The sequence below is a fragment of the Clostridium pacaense genome (assembly GCF_020709765.2).
GTDB lineage: Bacteria > Bacillota > Clostridia > Lachnospirales > Lachnospiraceae > Enterocloster > Enterocloster hominis.
The window spans coordinates 48723-68718 of sequence record NZ_JAJFEB020000006.1 but is presented as its reverse complement, the minus strand read 5'-3'; the positions used below and the strand labels follow the sequence as shown (position 1 = coordinate 68718).

The window sequence follows — 19996 nt, the reverse complement described above, 5'->3', positions numbered from 1 at the left end:
TCATTTGCTTTATATGTTAAAATTGTTCCTTTACCGGTTTTCTGATAAACACACATGCAAGCACTGCCAGATATGGAATCATCAGCACAAGCTCAGAAGCAATGGTCCCGCTGAGCTGTACCTGGTTTCCAAATGCTTCCGCAAATCCAAACAGCAGCGTGATGAACAGGACCAGCACAGGCCTGCGCCTTGAGAACATCAACGCACCCAGTGCAATATACCCCTTCCCCACTGTCATACCCTCAGAAAACATGGACAGGAATCCGATGGACAGCTGGCTTCCGGCCAATGCGCACAGCACGCTGGCAATCAGGATACAGGAAATCCGTGTTTTATTTATATTAATGCCCACTGCCTCGGCTGCTTCCGGATTGGCGCCGCTGGACAGGATCCGCAATCCATAGGGCGTATGGTAAATAATGACGGCCGCGGCTGCCACGCTGAGAAAGGCTGCGTACACAATCCATGTCTGCTGGGTAAATATGCTTCCAATCACCGGGATATCACAAAGCACAGGGACTGTAATCCTGGATATGGATGGGATGTCCGGCGATATAAAGGAACCGGTCTGGTGGAACACCATCCTGAGCAGGTAAATGGTTAAGCCGTCAATCAGAAAGTTAATGGCAAAGCCCACCACCAGTTCAATGGCTTTCATTTTCATGGTAATCCAGGTAAAGAAGCACCCCAGGACAAGGGTTGCAATAACCGCGCACAGCACCCCTATCACCCAGCTGTGGAAATAGTAGCCTGCAATGACCGCAAAAAAGCAGGCCAGCAGCATCTGGGCTTCCAGTATGATGAAGGTTACCCCGGCGCAATCACAGAACAGGGCTCCCACTGCAGCCAGCAGGATGGGGGCGGAATACCGCATGGTAGCGCTGATTAAAAGCGAAATATTCATGATGCCTCTCCTTCCTTTGCATTATGCCTGATAAAGGGTAACTGTTTCCAATCCAGCATACCTGCGAATGCCTTCGCGGAAACAAAACATATGATGGTACACTGTATGACCACGGCCACGGCCCTTGATACGCTGGTGGTCCGCTCCACGGTCAGGGAACCTGCCTTTAAAAATCCCATAAATACCGCTCCGAACAGAGTTCCAAGTGGCGAGCAGCTGCCCAGCAATGCTGACAGGATTCCATTTGTTGCAAAATCCCCGACAAAGCGGCTTTCAAAGCAAAGCCTGACTCCCATGATTTCAGTGGCGCCTCCCAGCCCTGCAATGGCCCCGCTCATAAGGATGACACCAATCCTCGCTGTATTTACATTTACTCCCCCATACTTGGCAAACCTGGGGTTAATCCCGCATACCTCAAACTCATAGCCGAATTTTGACCGTTTAATCATGATCCAGTAGAAAACCACGACCGCAAGACTGATTAACAGCGCCGTAGTCACATTGGTTCCAGGTATCAGCTTGGTCAGCTGCCCCTGCTCCGCAATCATGTCCGTCTTAATGGTCGCGCCCCGGTTGCCGCTTGCAAGGAACACATTATGTACCAGATAATCCGTGAGATACATCGCAACATAGTTCAGCATCATGCACGGCACCACCTCGCTGCTGCCGTAATAAAGCTTGGCAAGAATCGGAGGCAGCGCCCATATCATCCCCACCAGCATGCTGGCAAGAAGCATGAACGGTACCAGGATATATCCCGGCAAATCCCTGAATGTGATACCCACGATGGCTGCTGCCAGTCCACCCATGTACATCTGGCCTTCCACACCCATGTTGAAGACCCCGCCCTTAAAGGCAATGGATGCCGCCACCCCTGCAAATATCAGGGGTACTGTCCACCGGATGCTGGATGCAAGGGCAAACATGGAACCGCATGCGCCGCGCAAAAGGGCGGCATAGATAACAACAGGATTATTGCCTGTTGCAAAAATCAGGACTGCGCCGACCAGCAGACCAAATGCCACTGCCATAAGAGCAGTCTTAACACTGATTGGCGTCGGCCTATACGTAAAATTCATACAGCTGTACCCTCCCTTACAATTCCAGCCATCAGCAGGCCGATTTCCTCCTCGGTTGCCGTACCCGGATCCACTTCCCCCACAAAACGTCCATTATAGATGACCAGTATGCGGTCGCTGATTGCCATGATTTCAGAAAGTTCATTGGAAACCAGCAGGACAGCATTTCCCTGGTTACGGTGTTCCACAAGCGTATCATGGATATACTCCGTTGCGCCGATATCCACACCGCGGCTTGGCTGTGCAGCTATGAGGACAGATGGTTTCAGGTATAATTCCCTGGCTACTATCAGCTTCTGAAGATTGCCTCCGGATAAAGACAGGGCATCATTCATGATATTATCTGTTTTCACTGTAAATTTCTTCACATTGTCCCAGGTAATCTGTTTCGCTTTTTTATAGTTGATGAAACACCTCCCGGCAAAATCCCTGGACCGGTATCCTTCCATGATAAAATTGGATAGAATGGTGGCGCCTACCGCTGCCCCTGTAAGCTGCCGGTCCTCAGGAATGCATCCCATCCCATATTCCCGCCTGATCCTGGTTCCCATGGATGGCGATACCTCCCTGCCCTCAATCCGTATCATCCCTTTATAGTCATTGACCATACCGGTTAATATGTCGATTAATTCAGACTGCCCATTCCCCTGGACCCCTGCAATTCCAAGTATCTCTCCTTTGTGTAAGGTGAATGAAATATTGTCAACCGCCCTGACTCCCCATTTATCCACATATTCAAGCCGCTCTGCTTCCAGGGCAACCTGGGACTGGTCAATCACTTTCTTCTCCTTCTGTTCACTGAGCTGGCGTCCTACCATCATCTCAGCGATGCTGCGCTCATCCGTCTCAGATGTCTTCACATGTCCGGTAACCTTTCCCAGCCTGAGTACCATGATTTCATCTGTAATCTGCATGATTTCATTGAGCTTATGGGTAATCAGTATGATACTCTTTCCTGCGTTCCGCAGTTCCACCAGGGTTTCAAACAGCTTTACAATCTCCTGGGGAGTAAGCACGGCCGTGGGTTCATCCATAATCAGAAGGTCAGCCCCAAGGTAAAGGGCTTTCAGGATTTCCACACGCTGCTGCAGGCTGACCGGTATATCCTTAACCAACGCTTTGGGCGGGACCTCCAGCTTATACTGTTTACCGATATCCAAAACCATCTGTTCCGCCTGCTTCATGTCCAGAAGCCCGTTCTTTTTCTGTATAGGCTTACCGAGTATCATGTTCTGTGTTACCGTAAGGGTTGGGACCAATGCAAAATGCTGGTGTACCATACCTATCCCCATATCAATGGCATCTTTGGGGCTTTTAAACCGTACTGCCTTTCCATCAATCAGTATTTCGCCTCCATCCGGCTCATACATTCCGTAAAGTACACGCATTAGTGTTGTCTTGCCCGCCCCGTTTTCCCCGATTAATCCATATATCTTTCCAGATTCAACCGTAAAATCCACCTCGGAGTTAGCTGTCAGTTTCCCAAATACCTTGGTGATTTTTTTTAATTCAATCTGCCTCCCCATAATCATCCCTCGCTTCTGATATATCTGCCATATCCTGCATCACACAGGATCCTTTCGTCTCCATATACCCTTTTTCCCCTGACAAATGTATCTGTCACGCGGCCCGTTAACTCCATTCCATGATACGGACCTTTGTCGCTCTTTGTTTTGGAGAATGATCTGGTTCCGTCATAAACCCACTTCTCATCCGGGTCAATGAATATAAAATCCGCATCCGCCCCCGGCATCAGGTTTCCTTTCCTCGGGTACAGCCCCAGAAGCCTGGCCGCGTTTTGGGACGTAAGTTCCGCCAGCCTTGTCCATGACAGGCCCCGCTTATTCACTCCCTCTGAAATCATTGCGGCCAGCATCACGTCATTGCAGCCAAATCCGCAGTATTCCTTCCAAAAATCGTGCTGCATTACCTTCTCTTCATCCGTGTATGGCCCGTGGTCAGAACCTAATACATCTATGGTCCCATCCTTTACATAATCCCACATCTTTTCCACGTTCCCGCGGCTGCGGAATGGCGGTGTGCATTTTGCAAAGGATTTTTTATCCCTCAGTATATTCCTGTCAAATATCAGATAATGGGGACATGTCTCAACAAATACCGGCGCCCCTTCCTTTTTCTGGTTCTTTAGGAATTCCGCTCCCTGCATGATGGTGGTATGACAGACTAAAAGCCTGGATCCGGTCATCCTGGCAAACAGCACAGCGCGCTGTATTGCGTCAAACTCAGTCCACCACGGCCTTGCATCGTCAAAACATGCCTCGTCCTGGCAATGGATTTCCGAATAATGCTGACAGCCAAAATCGGCCACTTCCGCATTCTCGGCATGGAGGGCAACCAGCCCATGGAAGGATGCCGATTCCCGCATTCCTTCAACCAGGTAACCATCCGTGATGCGGGGGTATACTTTGGTGGAAAAACACATGAATCCCTTAAAGCCAACACAGCCAAGTTCGTGCATTTCCCTCATATCCTTAATACTGGCGGGAATCAGTCCTCCCCACAGCGCAAAATCCACCACGGAACGGCTCTCTGCTGTCTGCTTTTTCAGCATCAGGCTTTCCCTGTCAATGGTTGACGGCTCTGACGGCAGCGGCATATCGCATATAGTGGTGATTCCGCCTGATGCCGCGCTGCATGAGCCACAGTACCAATCCTCCCGGAAATTAGCAGGTCCCGGGTCACCCATGTGGTTATGTGTGTCAATCATACCCGGCATCACTATCTTCCCAGACGCGTCTATGATTTCACAGTCACCTGAATAGTCACTACCTTTTTCCAACAAGGCAGTTATCCTGCCGTCTTCAACCAATAATGATACATTCTCCACACTGTTCGGGAGTACAACCTTGCCATTACAAATTAACTGTTTGTTCTGAATCATCCCCACACCCTCTCATTTTTTACTGTCTTATGTGGTATAATCTTATCAAAAACAAACAAAAGCTGTCAATCATGGCAATTGACAGCTTTTTTTGGTTAATGTTCAATTTTTACAACTGGAAATTGTGGTTTTACAAGCATTTCCACGGTTTTTCCACATTTACTCCAACTTATTATTTTCCATATATTTCCTGTCCGCAGTCAACACCCGCACATTGATATCACTCCAGGCTTTTACTTCTTTATAAGATATATTCCAGTCTGTAAACACATAATCAATCTGCGCCGCGGAACACACCTTGTTAAACGCAACCTCGCTGAATTTGCTGAACTCGCATAAAATCATCCTGGTACGGCCAATCTGAAGCATTTTCCTTAATATGGCGGCTTCTTCTGTATTGTATTCCGTAATCCCATCCTCAATGGAAATGCCGTCAATGCACAATATGGTCTTATCAACCCTGAAATCCTCCAGGCTCTGGCTGCACATGCTTCCAATCAGGCTTTTATTATGCCTGCGGAGACGGCCTGCCGTCAGGTAAACGCTGTTACTTTCATTGCCAATCAGTACCATGGCAATGTCCGGGGAATTAGTGACAACCGTCAGACGTTCCTTTGTCTCCAGCAGACATCTGGCCAATTCCAGGTTAGCAGTCCCATTATTCATGGCAATGGCATCCCCGTCATTGATATACTCAGCCGCCAGTTTGGCAATGGCATGCTTTTCAACCTGGTTATTCTCCATCTTTTTTTCATATTCCATTTCTTTGGCACGCAGGTTATTGTATACGGCCCCGCCCCTGACTCTTTTAATAGAAGAATCTTTTTCCAATTCCAGCAAATCCCTGCGTATGGTTTCCAAACTGACCTGGAACTGTTCTGCCAGCTGTTCCATCTTAGCAAACTTGGCTTCGGACAAAAAACGGATAATTTCTTTCTGACGTTTATTATACATAGGTCAATCTTCCCCCTGCCATTTGGTTTTTCACCAAATTCCACATTTTTTACAACTTAGTTTTCCACAAAAGTTTTTTAAAAACTAATTTTATTAAGTTTGATTCCCGATTTATTGCACTTTTTAATGATTTTAGTTAATAAAATGTTGCACATTTCAAATATAAATCCGCTTTTTGTGGAATAGAATGTTGAAAATCCACCTGCACCAACCCTTTTATGATATTCTACCATGGCGCCCCGCCAGATTCAATTTATATCTTGCGGTGTTGCTTTAAACATAGGCATTCAAAAAGGGACATCCGTCTCCCAATGTCCCTCGTCAGATACTTATACCCGGTTCAAATACCTATCATCCTCCCTCCTCCACAAACAACAAAAACCCATTCTCCGCCCCGCACTCCTCCTTCCCGACCAGAAGCGTCCCATCCTCCGGGCCTTCAATGCAGCACCCCTTGCCCCGGGCGCGGGCGCATCGTGGGTATCTGGGGCAGATATATTGGAAACATATTTTTTCAGAGTCCTCCTGAGCCATTCCTGCAATCCTCCTTTATCATTATTTTACCTTATCTAATTATAACCTGAATTTATTAACACTTCAATCATAAATCACTGAATATTATGTTAAATTATAAACTATTATGAGATTATTTTAACAAATATTGCTTTTTATCTCACAAAATGTTATGGTTAAATAAATGAGTAATCAGGGTCTCAGGGAGACTCATACGCGGGTACGTATAAACAACCAATCACAAACAGGAGGGATTAAATGAACAAACCAGAACTTCAGGAACGGTATCAGCTTTATATTGACGGCCAGTGGCGCGATGCCTCTGACAAGGCTTTCTTCACAACCAGATGCCCTGCCAGCGGAGAACAATTAGCTGAATGTGCACAGGCAACCAAGGAAGATGTGGATGACGCAGTGAAGGCCGCATGGAAGGCTTTTGAAACCTGGAAAAAGGTTCCTGCCAGTGAGCGGGCAGGAATCCTCAACAAAATCGCTGACATCATAGATGATAATACAGAGCACCTGGCCATGGTAGAGTCCCTGGACAACGGCAAACCCATCCGGGAGACCATGGCAATCGACATTCCTTTAAGCGCAAAGCATTTCCGCTATTTTGCAGGCTGCATCCTGGCGGAGGAAGGCAGCGCCAATGTGCTGGATGAGCAGTTCCTGTCCCTTATCCTGCGTGAACCGATTGGCGTTGTGGGACAGATCGTACCGTGGAACTTCCCGTTCCTGATGGCTGCCTGGAAGCTGGCGCCGGTGCTGGCAGCGGGATGCTGTACCGTATTTAAACCGTCCAGCGACACATCCCTTTCCGTGCTTGAATTTGCGCGTCTTATTCAGGATGTGGTTCCAAAAGGAGTATTCAATGTAATCACAGGTTCCGGCTCCAAGTCGGGGCAGTATATGCTGGAACACAAAGGATTCCGCAAACTGGCATTTACCGGCTCTACCGAGGTTGGCCGGCAGGTGGCGCTGGCAGCAGCGGACCGGCTGATTCCCGCCACACTGGAACTCGGCGGCAAGTCTGCCAACATCTTCTTCCCGGACTGCAACTGGGAACAGGCCATTGACGGCCTGCAGTTAGGCATCCTGTTCAACCAGGGCCAGGTGTGCTGCGCCGGTTCCCGGGTATTTGTACATGAGGATATTTATGATAAATTCCTGGAAGACGCGGTAAAGGCATTTAACAATGTCAAAGTCGGCGTGTCATGGGATCCTGAAACCCAGATGGGCAGCCAGATTAATGAACGCCAGCTGGAAAAGATACTGAGTTATGTGGAAATCGGCAAACAGGAAGGCGCCCGGGTAATCTGCGGCGGCGAACGTGTGACGGAAGGCGAATTGGCCAAGGGCTGCTTCATGCGCCCAACCCTGCTGGCTGATGTGACCAATGACATGCGCGTGGCACAGGAGGAAATCTTTGGCCCGGTTGCCTGCATCATCAGTTTTAAGGATGAGGACGAAGTCATCCGCATGGCCAATGATAATGCTTACGGCCTTGGCGGCGCCGTATGGACCCGGGACATCAACCGGGCAATCCGCGTATCCCGCGGCATTGAGACAGGGCGTATGTGGGTTAATACATACAACCAGATACCGGAAGGCTCACCCTTTGGCGGCTACAAGGAGTCCGGCATTGGACGTGAAACCCATAAGGTAATCCTGGAACACTATACGCAGATGAAGAATATCATGATTAACCTTTCTGAATCCCCAAGCGGGTTCTATCCTGCCAAGTAGGATTGGATGCAGCCAGGGAATCCCCATAGTATAAATCACGGGGGATTCCCTGGTTTTTTATTGTGTCTGTTTAAATCCCTGTATCATCAATCTCTCCTTCCACCGCTCCTTCTCCTTCCAGCGGTTCCCTCTTCTTTCACTTCTTCCCTTTCCTTCCACCCATTCCCTCTCCTTCCATCATTTGTCTCTTCTTCCTTCTCTTCCCTTTTCTTCCACCACTTTCCTCATCTTCCACTACTTTCCTCATCTTCCACCACTTACCTCTTCTTTCACCTCTTCCCTCTCCATCACACCACTTTCAACTTCCCTTCCACTCCAATGATAAATCCCACACCGCATTATTTAAAAAATAATGTATATCCTAATAAAAAGTACCAAAGTAAGTAATATTGAAAATAGTATTAAAAGTGATTCTAAAAGCAATATTCTAAGCGTCATTGAAAGCGTCATTGAAAGCAATATTCAAAGCGACATTCAGAGCGGCATTCAGAGCGTCATTCAGAGTGGCATTGAAAGCAAGAATCAAATTCATTTTTAATGCACACTCCAATATGATATCGAAAATTAAAAATGATATTTAAATAACGCTTGACATAGAATACTGTAACTCATATAATTACAGATAAAGAAACTGTATCATATCTTGTTACATTTTTATCATAGAAAGGAATTCATCATGAACACACTTACCGGATATATCGGGACATATGCCTCGCCTGAAAGTCTTGGCATTTACCGTTTTACCATGGACCTGGATAATGGAAACCTGTCTAAGCCGGAACTATACTATGGCGCTTTGGACTGCAAATACCTGTCCCTGCACGGTACGCTTTTAGCAGCTCCCAGGAAGCGGGACGGCCAGGCAGGAATCTGTCTCCTTGATACGGCCGGCGGCGGTGCCAGCCTTGCAGGAGAAGCATTTTACGAGACAGCCCCGGCCTGCTATGTAACCCAGGACGACGCCTGTATATACACCGCCAATTACCACGAAGGCTGCATCCTGGTTTATAGGAAATCCCCTGACAGCCTGACTCTGGCAAAGAGGATTGATATAGCCCCAAAGGCGGGCTGCCATCAGATTTTATTCCACAATCACTATATGCTGGTTCCCTGCCTGCTCCTTGACACGGTCAAGATATATGACTGCAGCAGGGATTTCGCACCGGCTGGGGAGTTAAGGTTTGAGGAAGGCACCGGTCCCCGCCACGGAATATTTGATAAGGACCACAAAAGGCTGTTCCTGGTCAGCGAACTGAGCAACCAGCTGTTTGTATATTCCCTGGCCGCGGATACGCCGTCCGGCCCCGCAATCCCCCTGGAGCATGTTTATCCGCTTCTGCCCGGGGATGCAAAATATAAGGAACCTCCGGCCTCGGCAGCCATACGGCTGTCCCCGGATGGACGTTTCCTCTATGTCTCCACACGCTTTGCCGATATCATAAGCGTGTTTTATATAGACGGCTGTCAGTTGAAGCTGGTTCAGCAGACCGGCAGCGGCGGGGTCCATCCCCGTGATTTCACCCTTACACCGGACGGACAGTACCTGCTGGCCGTCAACCGGACAGAAGGCGGCCTTGTAAGTTTCAGGATCAACCCGGAAACCGGATGCCTGGACGGACCGTGTTCCCAGGTTCCTGCGCCTGAAGCAGTAGCCGTCATACTGTAACTAACCAGACATTGAACAAGGAGGATTTAATACTATGACAAAACTTGATATAGGAATCGTGGGCCTGTCCGTCATGGGACGCAGCCTTGCCCTTAATATGGCGGACCATGGATTTAAAGTAGGAGGTTACAACCGCAGCGCGTCGGTCACCGACCAGGTGATGAGGGAACATCCCCACCAGAACCTGATTCCATTCCATGACCTGGGCCAACTGATTGCATCCCTCTCCCGGCCCAGGAAGGTCATGCTGATGATACAGGCCGGAAAACCCGTGGACGCGGTGATTGAACAGCTGATTCCCCTTTTAGGGCAGGGGGATATCATCCTGGACGGCGGCAATTCCTTCTACGAGGACACAAGAAGGCGCGCGAAAATGCTGGAAGAACAGGGTATACACTACCTGGGCGTAGGCATTTCCGGCGGGGAGGAAGGCGCCCGCTTCGGCCCGTCCATCATGCCGGGGGGCAACCGGGATGCCTATGAGTCGGTACGCCCCATCCTTAAGGCCATTGCCGCCAAAGCAATGGATGAGCCGTGCTGCACCTATATCGGCCCCGAGGGTGCGGGACATTATGTGAAAATGGTCCACAACGGCATTGAATACGCCGACATGCAGCTGATTGCCGAGTCCTATCTTCTCTTAAAATACGTGGGAGGATTTTCCAACAGGGAACTGGCCGACATCTTCCATTCCTGGAACCAGGGGGAACTGCACAGCTACCTGATTGGCATTACGGCTGATATATTCCGTGAAGCAGATGACCTGACGGACGGGGAACTGATTGACTATATACTGGACAGCGCCAAACAGAAAGGCACCGGAAGATGGGCCAGCATAGAAGCACTGAAGCAGGGCGTGGACATTTCCATGATTACTTCCGCATGCAGCGCCCGGATTATGTCCAATCATCTGGAGGCCAGGAAAAAGGCTTCCGGGCTGGTTAACGCCCCTGCGTTCAACCCGGTCACGGATAAGGAACAATTTGCCGCCATGGTCAGGGAGGCCCTGTATACAGGGAAAATCATTGCCTATGCCCAGGGATTCTCACTGATGCAGGATGCGTCTGAACAGTACGGATGGAACCTTGACCTTGGCAGGATTGCATCCATATTCCGGGCCGGCTGCATCATCCAGGCCGTGTTCCTCAATGACATCACCAAGGCGTTTGAAAGCGGGTCCGGGGATGGCGGGAAACCTGAAAACCTTATATTTGACCGTTTCTTCCTGTCCAGGATCAACGAACACCAGGACAGCCTCAGAAAGGCCGTATCCACCGGAGTCATGAACGGGCTGCCCATCCCGGCGCTCTGCAATGCCATCTCCTATCTGGATGAATTCCGCGGAAAGGCCGTGGGAGCCAACCTGATTCAGGCACAGCGCGACTGCTTCGGCGCCCACACCTATGAAAGGACGGACCGGGAAGGCACATTCCATCATGAATGGAGGAAATCAAATGATAATTGACACCAATCTTACCATATTCGGCGGCACCGGGGACCTTACATTCCGTAAGCTCCTCCCCGCCCTGTATACCATGGACCTCACCGGGAAGCTGCCCGGAAACAGCCGGATCGTGATTATCGGCCGCAGGGATTTTGATAATGACAGCTACCGCCAGGCTGCCAGGGAATGGGTGGAGAAAAACTCCCGGCTTCCCTTCCAGGCAGAAAGCTATGGACATTTTTCAGAAAAAATATATTACTACCGGATGAATTTCTCAGAGCTGGGCGAGTACGAAGCCCTGGACAGGTACTACAGGCAGAATGAGATACGCTCCCACCTGTTTTACTTTGCAGTGGCCCCCCGGTTTTTCAGCGTCATCACAAAGGGCCTTAAAATGGTGGGCGGGTCTGAGGAAGGCAAGGTCATCCTGGAAAAGCCCTTTGGCGAAAACCTGGCTTCCGCCACCGTACTTAACAAAGAACTGGAAGCCCATTTCGGTGCGGAACGGATATACCGCATTGACCATTATCTGGGCAAGGAAATGGTCCGCAACATACAGGCCATCCGGTTTGCCAACCCCATCTTTACCGATGTCTGGAACTCCCGGTATATTGAATCCGTGCAGATTTCAGCGCTGGAGGATATGGGCGTGGAGACAAGGGGCGGATACTACGATGCCAGCGGCGCCCTTAAGGATATGGTCCAGAACCACCTGCTTCAGATACTGTCCATCATGGCCATGGAGGAGCCAAAGGAAATGACCCCAAAGGGCCTCCATGATGCCCAGTTGGATGTATTTGACTCCCTGCGCCAGGCAGATGAGGCATCCATCCAGGATATGCTTGTGTTGGGACAGTATGAGGGCTATCAGAAGGAACCCCTTGTCAACCCCAGGTCCCAGACCGAGACATTTGCAGCGCTCCAGCTCTTCATTGACAATAAACGCTGGAAGGGAACGCCATTTTACATCCGTACAGGAAAAAAGACCGGGACACGGGAAATCGAACTGTCGGTCATCTTTCGGAGGCCCTATTCCGGAGTAGAACCCAATGTACTGATTATCAAGATACAGCCCACTGAAGGCGTATACCTTCAGTTTAACATTAAGCGCCCCGGTGATACGGACGATATCATCCCCACGAAAATGGATTTCTGCCAGAACTGCAACCTGGTCCACCAGCTTAACACGCCCGAGGCATATGAACGCCTTATCACCGCGTGCATGGAAGGGGAGCGCTCCTGGTTCTCCCAGTGGGACCAGATTGAACGCTGCTGGAATTACATCAGCCGCCTGAAGGAGCTTTATTCCCATAAGGCCCTGCCCGTTTACCCCTATACCCCGGGGACACCGGGACCGGATGCGTCTGACCGGCTGCTGGAAAAGCACGGACATCAGTGGCTTAATCAGGGGTGAGGAACCGGGTATTGCGGGATGTTAACGAGATGATGGAGGAAGCAGGATGAACAACGAAAATGGATATCATGGAACCGAGGAACAAAAAAAGCTGGCAGCATTAAAAGCTGCCAGTGAGATACAGGACAATATGGTATTGGGATTGGGCACCGGCTCCACCGTGTATTACCTCATTCATAAACTGGCCGAACGCATCCGCGGCGGCCTTCATATCCATGCCGCCGCCACCTCTGCCAGGACAGAGGGACTGGCTGCCCATTACGGCATCCCCCTTATCCCGCTCCATCAGGCGGAACAGATCCACCTTGCCATTGACGGAGTGGACGCCATTGACCCGGACTTCTATTCCATCAAGGGCGGTGGCGGCGCGCTGTTCAGGGAAAAGGTAATTGCCTCAAAAGCCATGCGGGTTATCTGGATCATGGACCAAAGCAAGCTGGTTCCAACGCTGAACGGACTTACGCTGCCAGTGGAGGTGGTGCCCTTTGCAACGGGATTTGTGGAGGAACAGGTACGGGCCATGGGTTTTATATCCAGGCTGCGCCGGAACGGGGATGGCCTGGACGGGAATAACCCGGACAGGGATGATTCGGGCGCCAGCGCATTTCTTACCGATAACGGGAATCATATCCTGGATTTACAGGGGAAGGAAGGCGTGGACTACCGTCTGATGGCTGGAAGGCTTAAAGCTTTGACCGGAGTGGTGGAGACTGGAATATTTGGAAATATCTGTGAAAAAATCATTGTTGGGACAGAGGACGGGGTGATTGTAAAATCCTCTGGAAACCATAGTATCCCTTCACCTCTCATTCAGATATCTTCATGTCAAAAATAGTCTCTTCAATCACCCGCACACATTCATCGGTCCGTTTGAGGATGTCCTTGCCCCAGAAGTGTATGACCGTCCACCCTAAGAACAGCAGCTTCTTGTCGTTCTCGTCATCCCGCTGCTTATTCCGCTCGATTTTCTTAATCCAGAAATCCGGGTTGCTTCCCCTTGACAGCCTTGGCTTAAGGATATCCCAGTCCTTCCCATGGAAAAACTCGCTGTCGCAGAATATGGCCAGCTTGTATTTTGTGATGGCAATATCCGGGGAGCCGGGCAGTTTCTTATAATTCTTCCTGTAACGGTATCCCTTTTCCCACAATGCCTTCCGGAGCTTTATCTCAATGCTCGTATCCTTTCCCCTTATGTGGCTCATATTATCATGACGCTGTTTCCGCTTCACACCTTCATCCATAACATCACCCATTTTACTATTTGGTTCCATTGTACCATATACCGGTTGAAAGATAAAAGGGAGTTTCAAAAGTTTGTCTTGATCTAATTCCCGCAATGTGTTATAATCATAACATTACGAGATAAGGAGCAATTACAATGCAAAAAACGGTCTGTGAATTATTTGCCGGAGTAGGCGGATTCCGGTTGGGGCTGCAGCACTCCTCCCCTCAGTGGGAAACCGTATGGTTTTCCCAATGGGAACCTGGCAGGAAAAAACAATGGGCACATGACTGTTATGTGAAACACTGGGGCGATATAGATGAAAGGACCGGACAGGATATTGCATCCGTTGATAAGACAGCCATACCGGACCATACGCTTTTAGTGGGCGGTTTCCCCTGCCAGAATTACAGCGTGGCCGCATCCAAATCATCCAAGGGCATCGAGGGGGAAAAGGGGGCGTTATGGTGGTCCATCAGGGATACGCTGATTGCAAAGCGTCCTCCCTTTGTACTGCTTGAGAATGTTGACCGTCTTTTAAAGAGTCCTGCCTCCCAGCGGGGCCGGGATTTCGGCGTCATGCTGACCTGCTTTGCACAGTTAGGATACAGCGTTGAGTGGAGGGTTGTCAATGCGGCGGATTACGGCGCTGCCCAAAGGCGCAGACGAATCTTCATATTTGCATGCAATAACAGGACGCGCCATGGGGCAGCCATGGGGCTTTGCACGGCTGAGGACCTGTTGCTGCAAGACGGATTCTTCGCACATGCATTTCCCTGCACCATAGACGGAAGCCTTAGGACGGAACGTATTCCCTTCCATGATTTAAGCAATGTGAATCCCCAGACCCTTTTGACCACAGGCGATGAGGACGGCAACAATGACCTGCTGGACATATCCCGGCAGTTTGCATTTCCCTTTGAAAACTCAGGTTTCATGATGAACGGAATCATCCATACCTGCAGCACGGTCCCGGTTCATGAGCCGCCCACCCCGCTAAGGCAGATTGCGGTACAGGATGCGGACCAGCGTTACTATATCAGTGATGAGTCCATGGGGAAATGGGTGTACTTAAAAGGCGCCAAGAGAATCGACCGGGTCTCCAAATCCGGGCATGCCTATGTATTCTCTGAAGGCCCCATTGCATTCCCGGACCCCCTTGACCGGCCTTCACGCACCATGCTGACCTCTGAGTCATCCTTAAACCGCAGCACACATGTCATAGCCGATCCGGTGACCGGAAGGCTGCGGCTGCTTACCCCGGTTGAAGCCGAACGGCTGCAGGGGTTTGATGATGAATGGACCAATACCGGCATGCCGGAAAAGTTCCGGTATTTCTGTATGGGCAATGCCCTGGTGGTTCCCATGATTGAACGGATGGGTACCGTGTTAAACAAAATCATAGAGGCGGAACCATAGATTCCGCCTCTTTGTCTTATATCCCGCCATGTTTTATTTGTCTGAACCATGTCCCGCCGGCCCATGCTTATCCTACATCTCCCGCCGGACCTTTCTATAATACAGAAATCCAACCAGGTCCGCCAGCACCCATCCAATGGGCACCGCGGCCCAAATCCCGGCCACGCCGATGGCCGGAATGGCAGAAAGCACATAGGCCAGCGCCACCCTGGTTCCCAGTGAAATCACGGTGAGCACCACCGACATCCCAGGCTTCCTCACAGCCCTGTACAGTCCGTACAGCAGGAACAGGCATCCGATTCCGCAGTAAAAGGCGCCCTCTATCCGCAGATACTGTACGCCCACTGCCAGTATGCCGGTCTCCTGGGGCTGTACAAATATGAGCATCAGTTTTTCTGCAAATATCCATACCACCAGGGATATCACGATACAGAATGCAACGGAAACCATGACCGCGCTTTTAATCCCTGCCCTGATCCTGTCCTTTTTCCCTGCGCCGTAATTCTGTGCAATGAAGGTGGAAAACGCATTGCCAAAATCCTGCACCGGCATATATGCAAAGGAATCAATCTTCACCGCGGCCGCAAATGCAGCCATGACCACGGTGCCAAAGCTGTTCACCAGGCCCTGGACCATCAGGATGCCGAAGTTCATGACCGACTGCTGGGCACAGGTCAGGACTGAGAACTGGGATATTTCCCGAAGCACGTCCCTGTCCATTCCCATATCGCTTCCTGCCACCCGGAACTCCGGCATTTTCACATATGTATAGACGGCAATTCCGATTCCCGATACATACTGGGCAATGACGGTTGCCCCGGCCGCCCCGGCAACGCCCCAGTGGAGCACCAGCACAAAGACCAGGTCCAGAACCACGTTTAAGACAGCGGCAATCCCCAGGAACAGCAAGGGCACAAAGGAATTGCCCACGGAGCGCAGCAGCGAGGCAAAAAAGTTGTAGAGGAAAACAGCGATGATTCCCCAGAATATCATCCACAGATATTCCCTCATCATGGAGTATATCTCAGCCGGCACGCACAGCAGGCCCATGATGGGGTCGATGAACAGGAATACCACTCCATTGACCGCCAGCGCCACTGCCGCAATCATCACAAAGGATACGAATATGCTTTTCTTCAGCACCTTTTCATTCTTCTCACCGTACCGGAGCGAGAACACGGCTCCGCTCCCCATGCACAGCCCCAGAAGGATGGATGTGAGAAATGACATCAGCGCATAGGCGGCGCCCACCGCGGCCAGGGCATTGGCCCCCAGATACCTCCCCACGATCAGGGTATCCGCTATATTGTAAAACTGCTGCAGCAGATTGCCCAGGATCATGGGCAATGCGAACCTCAGCATGGTTCCTGTTATACTTCCCTGTGTCAAATCCCTCTGCATCTTAACTGCACCCTTTTATGAACCCTTCGAATATTTTAGCGGCGTCCGTGTCCCCGGCCCCCATGAACTCCGGATGCCACTGGACTGCCTGTATGAATCTTTTATCCGGCGCATAGACGCCTTCAACCAGCCCGTCCTCCGCCGCTGCCATTGCCCTAAGCCCCGGGGCCAGCGCCTTGATTCCCTGATGGTGATAGCTGTTGACCCCCATCTCCGTCCTGCCAAGGACCCGGCGCAGGGGTGTGTCCGGGAGGATATCCACCTGGTGGCATGCCCTGTCATAGGGCGCGCACATATGATGGTCAACCATGCCTGCATTCCCGGCACGGGCACACACGTATTGGGTGGGCAGGTCCTGGTACAGGGTACCGCCCAGGAACACATTCATGATCTGCAGTCCCCGGCAGATGCCGAATACGGCCTTATCCGTCTCCCATGCCATGTCAAATACCCGTTTTTCCAGTTCATCCCTGGCTTTGTTTATCCGGCCGCAAAGCGCGTCCGGTTCCTCCCCATACAGGTGCGGGTCCACATCGTGGCCCCCTGTAAACAGGTACCCGGCGCAGATATCATTTATCTGCCCCAAATCCTCCCCTTCGCACCAGAGCGGGACCATGAGAGGGATTCCTCCCGCCCTGCGTATTCCTTCCATATATCCCGGCACCATCCAGATGCTGTCTTTTTCCTCATCAAACAGAGGCATGACCCCGATTACTGGTTTCATACATATGCCCTCGCTTTCATATCCGGTGTGTCCCCACACTGTTTTATGACACTATATCACAATTTCCCATAAAATGGTAGATTGTTTCAATCCACGCTCGGTATATTGTCGAAGTGCGACTGCATCCTACGTAGATGCGTGGTTGACCTCATGGCAGTGGGGGATACCGATTACTCTCCGCCCACCACTGCCGTTAAGTTTGTTTTTGGCAATTCATCTCGCCACCTTAGAGGATGGGAGAATCCTTGCTAATATTTGTTGAATAAGCGATGCACCAGTACCCCGTTGGTCCTGTCATTGATGGAACAATCCCCGGCGCCATCCTCTTCCCGTTCCATTCCCTCAGGATTTTCCCCGCACACATCCACTCCAATCACGCGCCTGCAGGAAGCAGCCGCATCCATACAGGCCAGCACTGCCTGAAGGTCCCCGCTGCCCTGGTCCCAGTTGGTCCTGGCATGATCCGGTCCCAGCATGTCCTTGTCCACGGAAATGTACAGGGGAAGGCCGGAATCCCCCAGCCGTTCCCGCCAGCCATCCCCGTCCCCTGTCAGTTCTTCCGGCACACACGTAACCCGTCCCCCATACTCCCCCGCCCGGATCTCATCCGCGGCGTCTGCCGAAGGCCCTGCCAGCCACACATGCCGGATTGCGGGATTACTGTCCAGGGCGTCCTTAATCCAGCTGCCGCAGGACAGGATATCCCCGAACATGGGGGGCTGCATGTCCGTATGATGGTCCAGCACCAGCAGTTCAAACTCCTCCTCTATCTTCTCCATCCATATCTTGCTTACATAATGGTAGTTCCCGGAATCCAGGAAATGGATTCCCTCCGGCCCCAATTCCCTGATTGCTTCCCTGATTGCATTTTCCCCTTCCTCATCACAGTAGCAGTTGGTGCCCTCAATCTCCTTACAGTCCACCCACACATGTCCATAATCTTTATAGAACCCTTCCGCTTCGTACACGCCGGAAAAATTCATGATAACCAGAATCCTGCTGTCCTTCATCTCTAATCCTGTCCTATGTAAATCTTTTTATAATAATAGTAATTATTATTGATTTTATATAATTTATATGCTACAATACATTCATAATACATATTATCAAAGGAACGTGGTAAAATCAAACTATAGCGGATGGAATAAGGAATACGCATCCCATTGAGAACAGGAGGGTTATATTTTATGGATTCAAAAGCATTTTTCAAACTAAACTATGGTGTCTACATCGTATCCAGCAGCGCGGACGGAAAGGACGGCGGCTGTGTCATCAACACCATGGCCCAGGTCACTTCCTCGCCTGCAAGGCTTTCCATTGCACTGAACAAGAACAATCATACATTAAAACTGATTGAGACATCCGGCACATTTTCCGGGGTGGTCTTATCAGATGATGTGGAAATGGACCTGATTAAGCGGTTCGGTTTCCAGAGCGGCAGGGATGTGAACAAGTACGACGGCCTGCCCCAGGGACGTGACGGCCTTCATAACCCATATCCCACCCAGGGCGTCTGCGCCCGTTTTGCCTGCCGGGTCATCTCCACCCTGGATGTGGGAACCCATGTGATCATAATCGGCGAGGTAGAGGAAGCAGAAGTCATGGATGAGAAGACTCCCGGCCTCACCTATTCCGATTACCATGTAAAGAAAAACGGGTCCACACCGCCAAACGCGCCTTCCTACCAGGAAAATGCAGGCAGGACCGTGGGTTACCGGTGCAGCGTATGCGGCTACATCCTGGAATCCGATACCCTGCCCGATGATTTCATCTGTCCCGTGTGCGGCAAGGATGCCAGCTACTTTGTAAAGCTTTAATCCATGCCCCTTCCATCCCGTGTCCGGCCTTCATCATGGCCGGGCACCTTTTTAATGTCCTTACTTCCCGGATTCCGAAGCATTCTTCCCCCGGTTCTCCTCCCTGTCATTGGTCACATTGCCATCACCGCTTACAGGAATCGCATCCCCAAGATAAGTGGGCTTGGGCATCACGACGGTATAGAGCATGTCCTTGGGGCGGGCCAGCAGCTCCCGCAGGTCCCGCATCTTCTGACCGCCGTAGGTCCTGGGGTCCGAGGCCACGCCATATGCCTCCATGCCCATGGCCTGGGCCACATAAAGGGCGCGGTACATATGGTAGCGCTGGGTCACGATCACAATTTTCTTCACCTGGAAAATGTCCCTGGCCCGGTACATGCTCTCATAGGTGGAAAAGCCTGCATGGTCCATGAAAATGTTCTCGGAGGGCACTCCCCTGTCAATGGCAAACTGCTTCATCAGGTTCACTTCATCATAATTCACCTTGCCATGGTCACCACTCATGAGGAGCCGGTCAGAGACATCCTCCTTATAAAGACTGATTCCCTGGACCAGACGGTCATTCAGCATCCCTGAGGGACTGCCGTCCGGCCTGACGCCGCAGCCCAGCACCATGATGCAGTCCACGTCCTCAAAGGCCTGGGCTTCCTCCGCGGATACAATGTATTTTTCCTCTTTCCTGATGATATAAAGGTTCACCAGGAACAGGACCAGGCATCCTGCCAGCGCCAAAACCAGAAAAACCCTGACTGCTTTTCCCACAATCTTCTTTTTCTTCATACCGCAAGCCT

At 50.8% G+C, this 19996-nt stretch carries 18 protein-coding genes; 7 read left to right on the top strand and 11 right to left on the bottom strand.

Going from position 1 to position 19996, the window contains the following annotated elements:
* Window positions 1-16 precede the first annotated feature (16 nt).
* The 6 genes from LK536_RS41740 to LK536_RS41715 form a co-directional block, all read right to left on the bottom strand.
* Complete coding sequence (locus tag LK536_RS41740) at window positions 17-904, bottom strand: ABC transporter permease (RefSeq protein ID WP_025484186.1); 888 nt, start codon at window positions 902-904, stop codon at window positions 17-19.
* Window positions 901-1983 (bottom strand): ABC transporter permease, encoded by a 1083-nt coding sequence (locus tag LK536_RS41735; protein WP_025484187.1) that lies wholly within the window; start codon window positions 1981-1983, stop codon window positions 901-903. The genes LK536_RS41740 and LK536_RS41735 overlap by 4 nt, the downstream gene beginning before the upstream one ends.
* Window positions 1980-3509: an ABC transporter ATP-binding protein gene (locus LK536_RS41730; RefSeq protein WP_227794484.1), complete on the bottom strand. Its 1530-nt coding sequence runs from the start codon at window positions 3507-3509 to the stop codon at window positions 1980-1982. The genes LK536_RS41735 and LK536_RS41730 overlap by 4 nt, the downstream gene beginning before the upstream one ends.
* 2 nt (window positions 3510-3511) lie before the next feature.
* The gene (gene allB / locus LK536_RS41725) at window positions 3512-4885 is read right to left on the bottom strand and encodes an allantoinase AllB (RefSeq protein ID WP_227794485.1); all 1374 of its coding nucleotides are present in this window, start codon (window positions 4883-4885) and stop codon (window positions 3512-3514) included.
* 159 nt (window positions 4886-5044) lie between these two features.
* The gene (locus LK536_RS41720; RefSeq protein ID WP_025484191.1) at window positions 5045-5839 is read right to left on the bottom strand and encodes a DeoR/GlpR family DNA-binding transcription regulator; all 795 of its coding nucleotides are present in this window, start codon (window positions 5837-5839) and stop codon (window positions 5045-5047) included.
* A 351-nt stretch (window positions 5840-6190) separates the two neighbouring features.
* The gene (locus LK536_RS41715) at window positions 6191-6373 is read right to left on the bottom strand and encodes a hypothetical protein (protein WP_025484192.1); all 183 of its coding nucleotides are present in this window, start codon (window positions 6371-6373) and stop codon (window positions 6191-6193) included.
* Window positions 6374-6610: 237 nt separating this feature from the next.
* Between LK536_RS41715 and LK536_RS41710 the strand changes: the two genes are divergently transcribed.
* From LK536_RS41710 to rpiA, 5 genes are all read left to right on the top strand, one after another.
* Window positions 6611-8098: an aldehyde dehydrogenase family protein gene (locus tag LK536_RS41710; protein ID WP_227794486.1), complete on the top strand. Its 1488-nt coding sequence runs from the start codon at window positions 6611-6613 to the stop codon at window positions 8096-8098.
* Between the two features lie 676 nt (window positions 8099-8774).
* Window positions 8775-9764, top strand: a complete 990-nt coding sequence (locus tag LK536_RS41705) for a beta-propeller fold lactonase family protein (RefSeq protein ID WP_235712028.1) — start codon at window positions 8775-8777, stop codon at window positions 9762-9764.
* Between the two features lie 34 nt (window positions 9765-9798).
* Window positions 9799-11229 (top strand): NADP-dependent phosphogluconate dehydrogenase, encoded by a 1431-nt coding sequence (gnd, locus tag LK536_RS41700; protein ID WP_227794487.1) that lies wholly within the window; start codon window positions 9799-9801, stop codon window positions 11227-11229.
* Entirely contained in the window at window positions 11219-12622 is a 1404-nt protein-coding gene (gene zwf / locus LK536_RS41695; RefSeq protein ID WP_025484196.1) for a glucose-6-phosphate dehydrogenase, read from the top strand. Before gnd ends, zwf begins: the two co-directional genes overlap by 11 nt.
* A gap of 46 nt (window positions 12623-12668) precedes the next feature.
* Complete coding sequence (gene rpiA, locus LK536_RS41690) at window positions 12669-13457, top strand: ribose-5-phosphate isomerase RpiA (protein WP_227794488.1); 789 nt, start codon at window positions 12669-12671, stop codon at window positions 13455-13457.
* Here the strand turns inward: rpiA and LK536_RS41685 are convergent.
* A complete protein-coding gene (locus LK536_RS41685) occupies window positions 13429-13893 on the bottom strand; it encodes a DNA mismatch endonuclease Vsr (protein WP_506092139.1) in 465 nt (154 codons plus the stop codon). The genes rpiA and LK536_RS41685 overlap by 29 nt on opposite strands.
* 107 nt (window positions 13894-14000) lie before the next feature.
* Between LK536_RS41685 and dcm the strand changes: the two genes are divergently transcribed.
* Window positions 14001-15263 carry a DNA (cytosine-5-)-methyltransferase gene (gene dcm / locus LK536_RS41680; RefSeq protein WP_227794489.1) on the top strand — a complete coding sequence of 421 codons (1263 nt, stop codon included), beginning with the start codon at window positions 14001-14003 and terminating at the stop codon, window positions 15261-15263.
* A gap of 72 nt (window positions 15264-15335) precedes the next feature.
* On the opposite strand, the gene LK536_RS41675 is transcribed toward dcm, so the two are convergent.
* From LK536_RS41675 to LK536_RS41665, 3 genes are all read right to left on the bottom strand, one after another.
* Entirely contained in the window at window positions 15336-16664 is a 1329-nt protein-coding gene (locus tag LK536_RS41675) for an MATE family efflux transporter (RefSeq protein ID WP_227794490.1), read from the bottom strand.
* Window position 16665: 1 nt separating this feature from the next.
* Window positions 16666-17388, bottom strand: a complete 723-nt coding sequence (locus tag LK536_RS41670) for a gamma-glutamyl-gamma-aminobutyrate hydrolase family protein (protein WP_227794491.1) — start codon at window positions 17386-17388, stop codon at window positions 16666-16668.
* A gap of 248 nt (window positions 17389-17636) precedes the next feature.
* Window positions 17637-18398, bottom strand: a complete 762-nt coding sequence (locus tag LK536_RS41665) for an arginase family protein (RefSeq protein WP_227794492.1) — start codon at window positions 18396-18398, stop codon at window positions 17637-17639.
* A 177-nt stretch (window positions 18399-18575) separates the two neighbouring features.
* Here LK536_RS41665 and LK536_RS41660 point away from each other — a divergent pair, with 177 nt between their 5' ends.
* Entirely contained in the window at window positions 18576-19205 is a 630-nt protein-coding gene (locus tag LK536_RS41660; protein ID WP_227794493.1) for a flavin reductase family protein, read from the top strand.
* A gap of 60 nt (window positions 19206-19265) precedes the next feature.
* Here the strand turns inward: LK536_RS41660 and LK536_RS41655 are convergent, their stop codons facing one another.
* Window positions 19266-19985 carry a SanA/YdcF family protein gene (locus tag LK536_RS41655; RefSeq protein WP_227794494.1) on the bottom strand — a complete coding sequence of 240 codons (720 nt, stop codon included), beginning with the start codon at window positions 19983-19985 and terminating at the stop codon, window positions 19266-19268.
* Between the last annotated feature and the right edge of the window lie 11 nt (window positions 19986-19996).

Excerpts from the sequence above, each read along its gene's own strand:
- LK536_RS41740 (WP_025484186.1), bottom strand. The coding sequence starts at position 904 with ATGAATATTTCGCTTTTAATCAGCGCTACCATGCGGTATTCCGCCCCC.
- allB (WP_227794485.1), bottom strand. The coding sequence starts at position 4,885 with ATGATTCAGAACAAACAGTTAATTTGTAATGGCAAGGTTGTACTCCCG.
- LK536_RS41730 (WP_227794484.1), bottom strand. The coding sequence starts at position 3,509 with ATGGGGAGGCAGATTGAATTAAAAAAAATCACCAAGGTATTTGGGAAA.
- LK536_RS41655 (WP_227794494.1), bottom strand. The coding sequence starts at position 19,985 with ATGAAGAAAAAGAAGATTGTGGGAAAAGCAGTCAGGGTTTTTCTGGTT.
- gnd (WP_227794487.1), top strand. The coding sequence starts at position 9,799 with ATGACAAAACTTGATATAGGAATCGTGGGCCTGTCCGTCATGGGACGC.
- rpiA (WP_227794488.1), top strand. The coding sequence starts at position 12,669 with ATGAACAACGAAAATGGATATCATGGAACCGAGGAACAAAAAAAGCTG.
- LK536_RS41660 (WP_227794493.1), top strand. The coding sequence starts at position 18,576 with ATGGATTCAAAAGCATTTTTCAAACTAAACTATGGTGTCTACATCGTA.
- LK536_RS41675 (WP_227794490.1), bottom strand. The coding sequence starts at position 16,664 with ATGCAGAGGGATTTGACACAGGGAAGTATAACAGGAACCATGCTGAGG.
- zwf (WP_025484196.1), top strand. The coding sequence starts at position 11,219 with ATGATAATTGACACCAATCTTACCATATTCGGCGGCACCGGGGACCTT.
- LK536_RS41685 (WP_506092139.1), bottom strand. The coding sequence starts at position 13,893 with ATGGAACCAAATAGTAAAATGGGTGATGTTATGGATGAAGGTGTGAAG.
- LK536_RS41705 (WP_235712028.1), top strand. The coding sequence starts at position 8,775 with ATGAACACACTTACCGGATATATCGGGACATATGCCTCGCCTGAAAGT.
- LK536_RS41710 (WP_227794486.1), top strand. The coding sequence starts at position 6,611 with ATGAACAAACCAGAACTTCAGGAACGGTATCAGCTTTATATTGACGGC.
- LK536_RS41735 (WP_025484187.1), bottom strand. The coding sequence starts at position 1,983 with ATGAATTTTACGTATAGGCCGACGCCAATCAGTGTTAAGACTGCTCTT.
- dcm (WP_227794489.1), top strand. The coding sequence starts at position 14,001 with ATGCAAAAAACGGTCTGTGAATTATTTGCCGGAGTAGGCGGATTCCGG.
- LK536_RS41670 (WP_227794491.1), bottom strand. The coding sequence starts at position 17,388 with ATGAAACCAGTAATCGGGGTCATGCCTCTGTTTGATGAGGAAAAAGAC.
- LK536_RS41715 (WP_025484192.1), bottom strand. The coding sequence starts at position 6,373 with ATGGCTCAGGAGGACTCTGAAAAAATATGTTTCCAATATATCTGCCCC.
- LK536_RS41665 (WP_227794492.1), bottom strand. The coding sequence starts at position 18,398 with ATGAAGGACAGCAGGATTCTGGTTATCATGAATTTTTCCGGCGTGTAC.
- LK536_RS41720 (WP_025484191.1), bottom strand. The coding sequence starts at position 5,839 with ATGTATAATAAACGTCAGAAAGAAATTATCCGTTTTTTGTCCGAAGCC.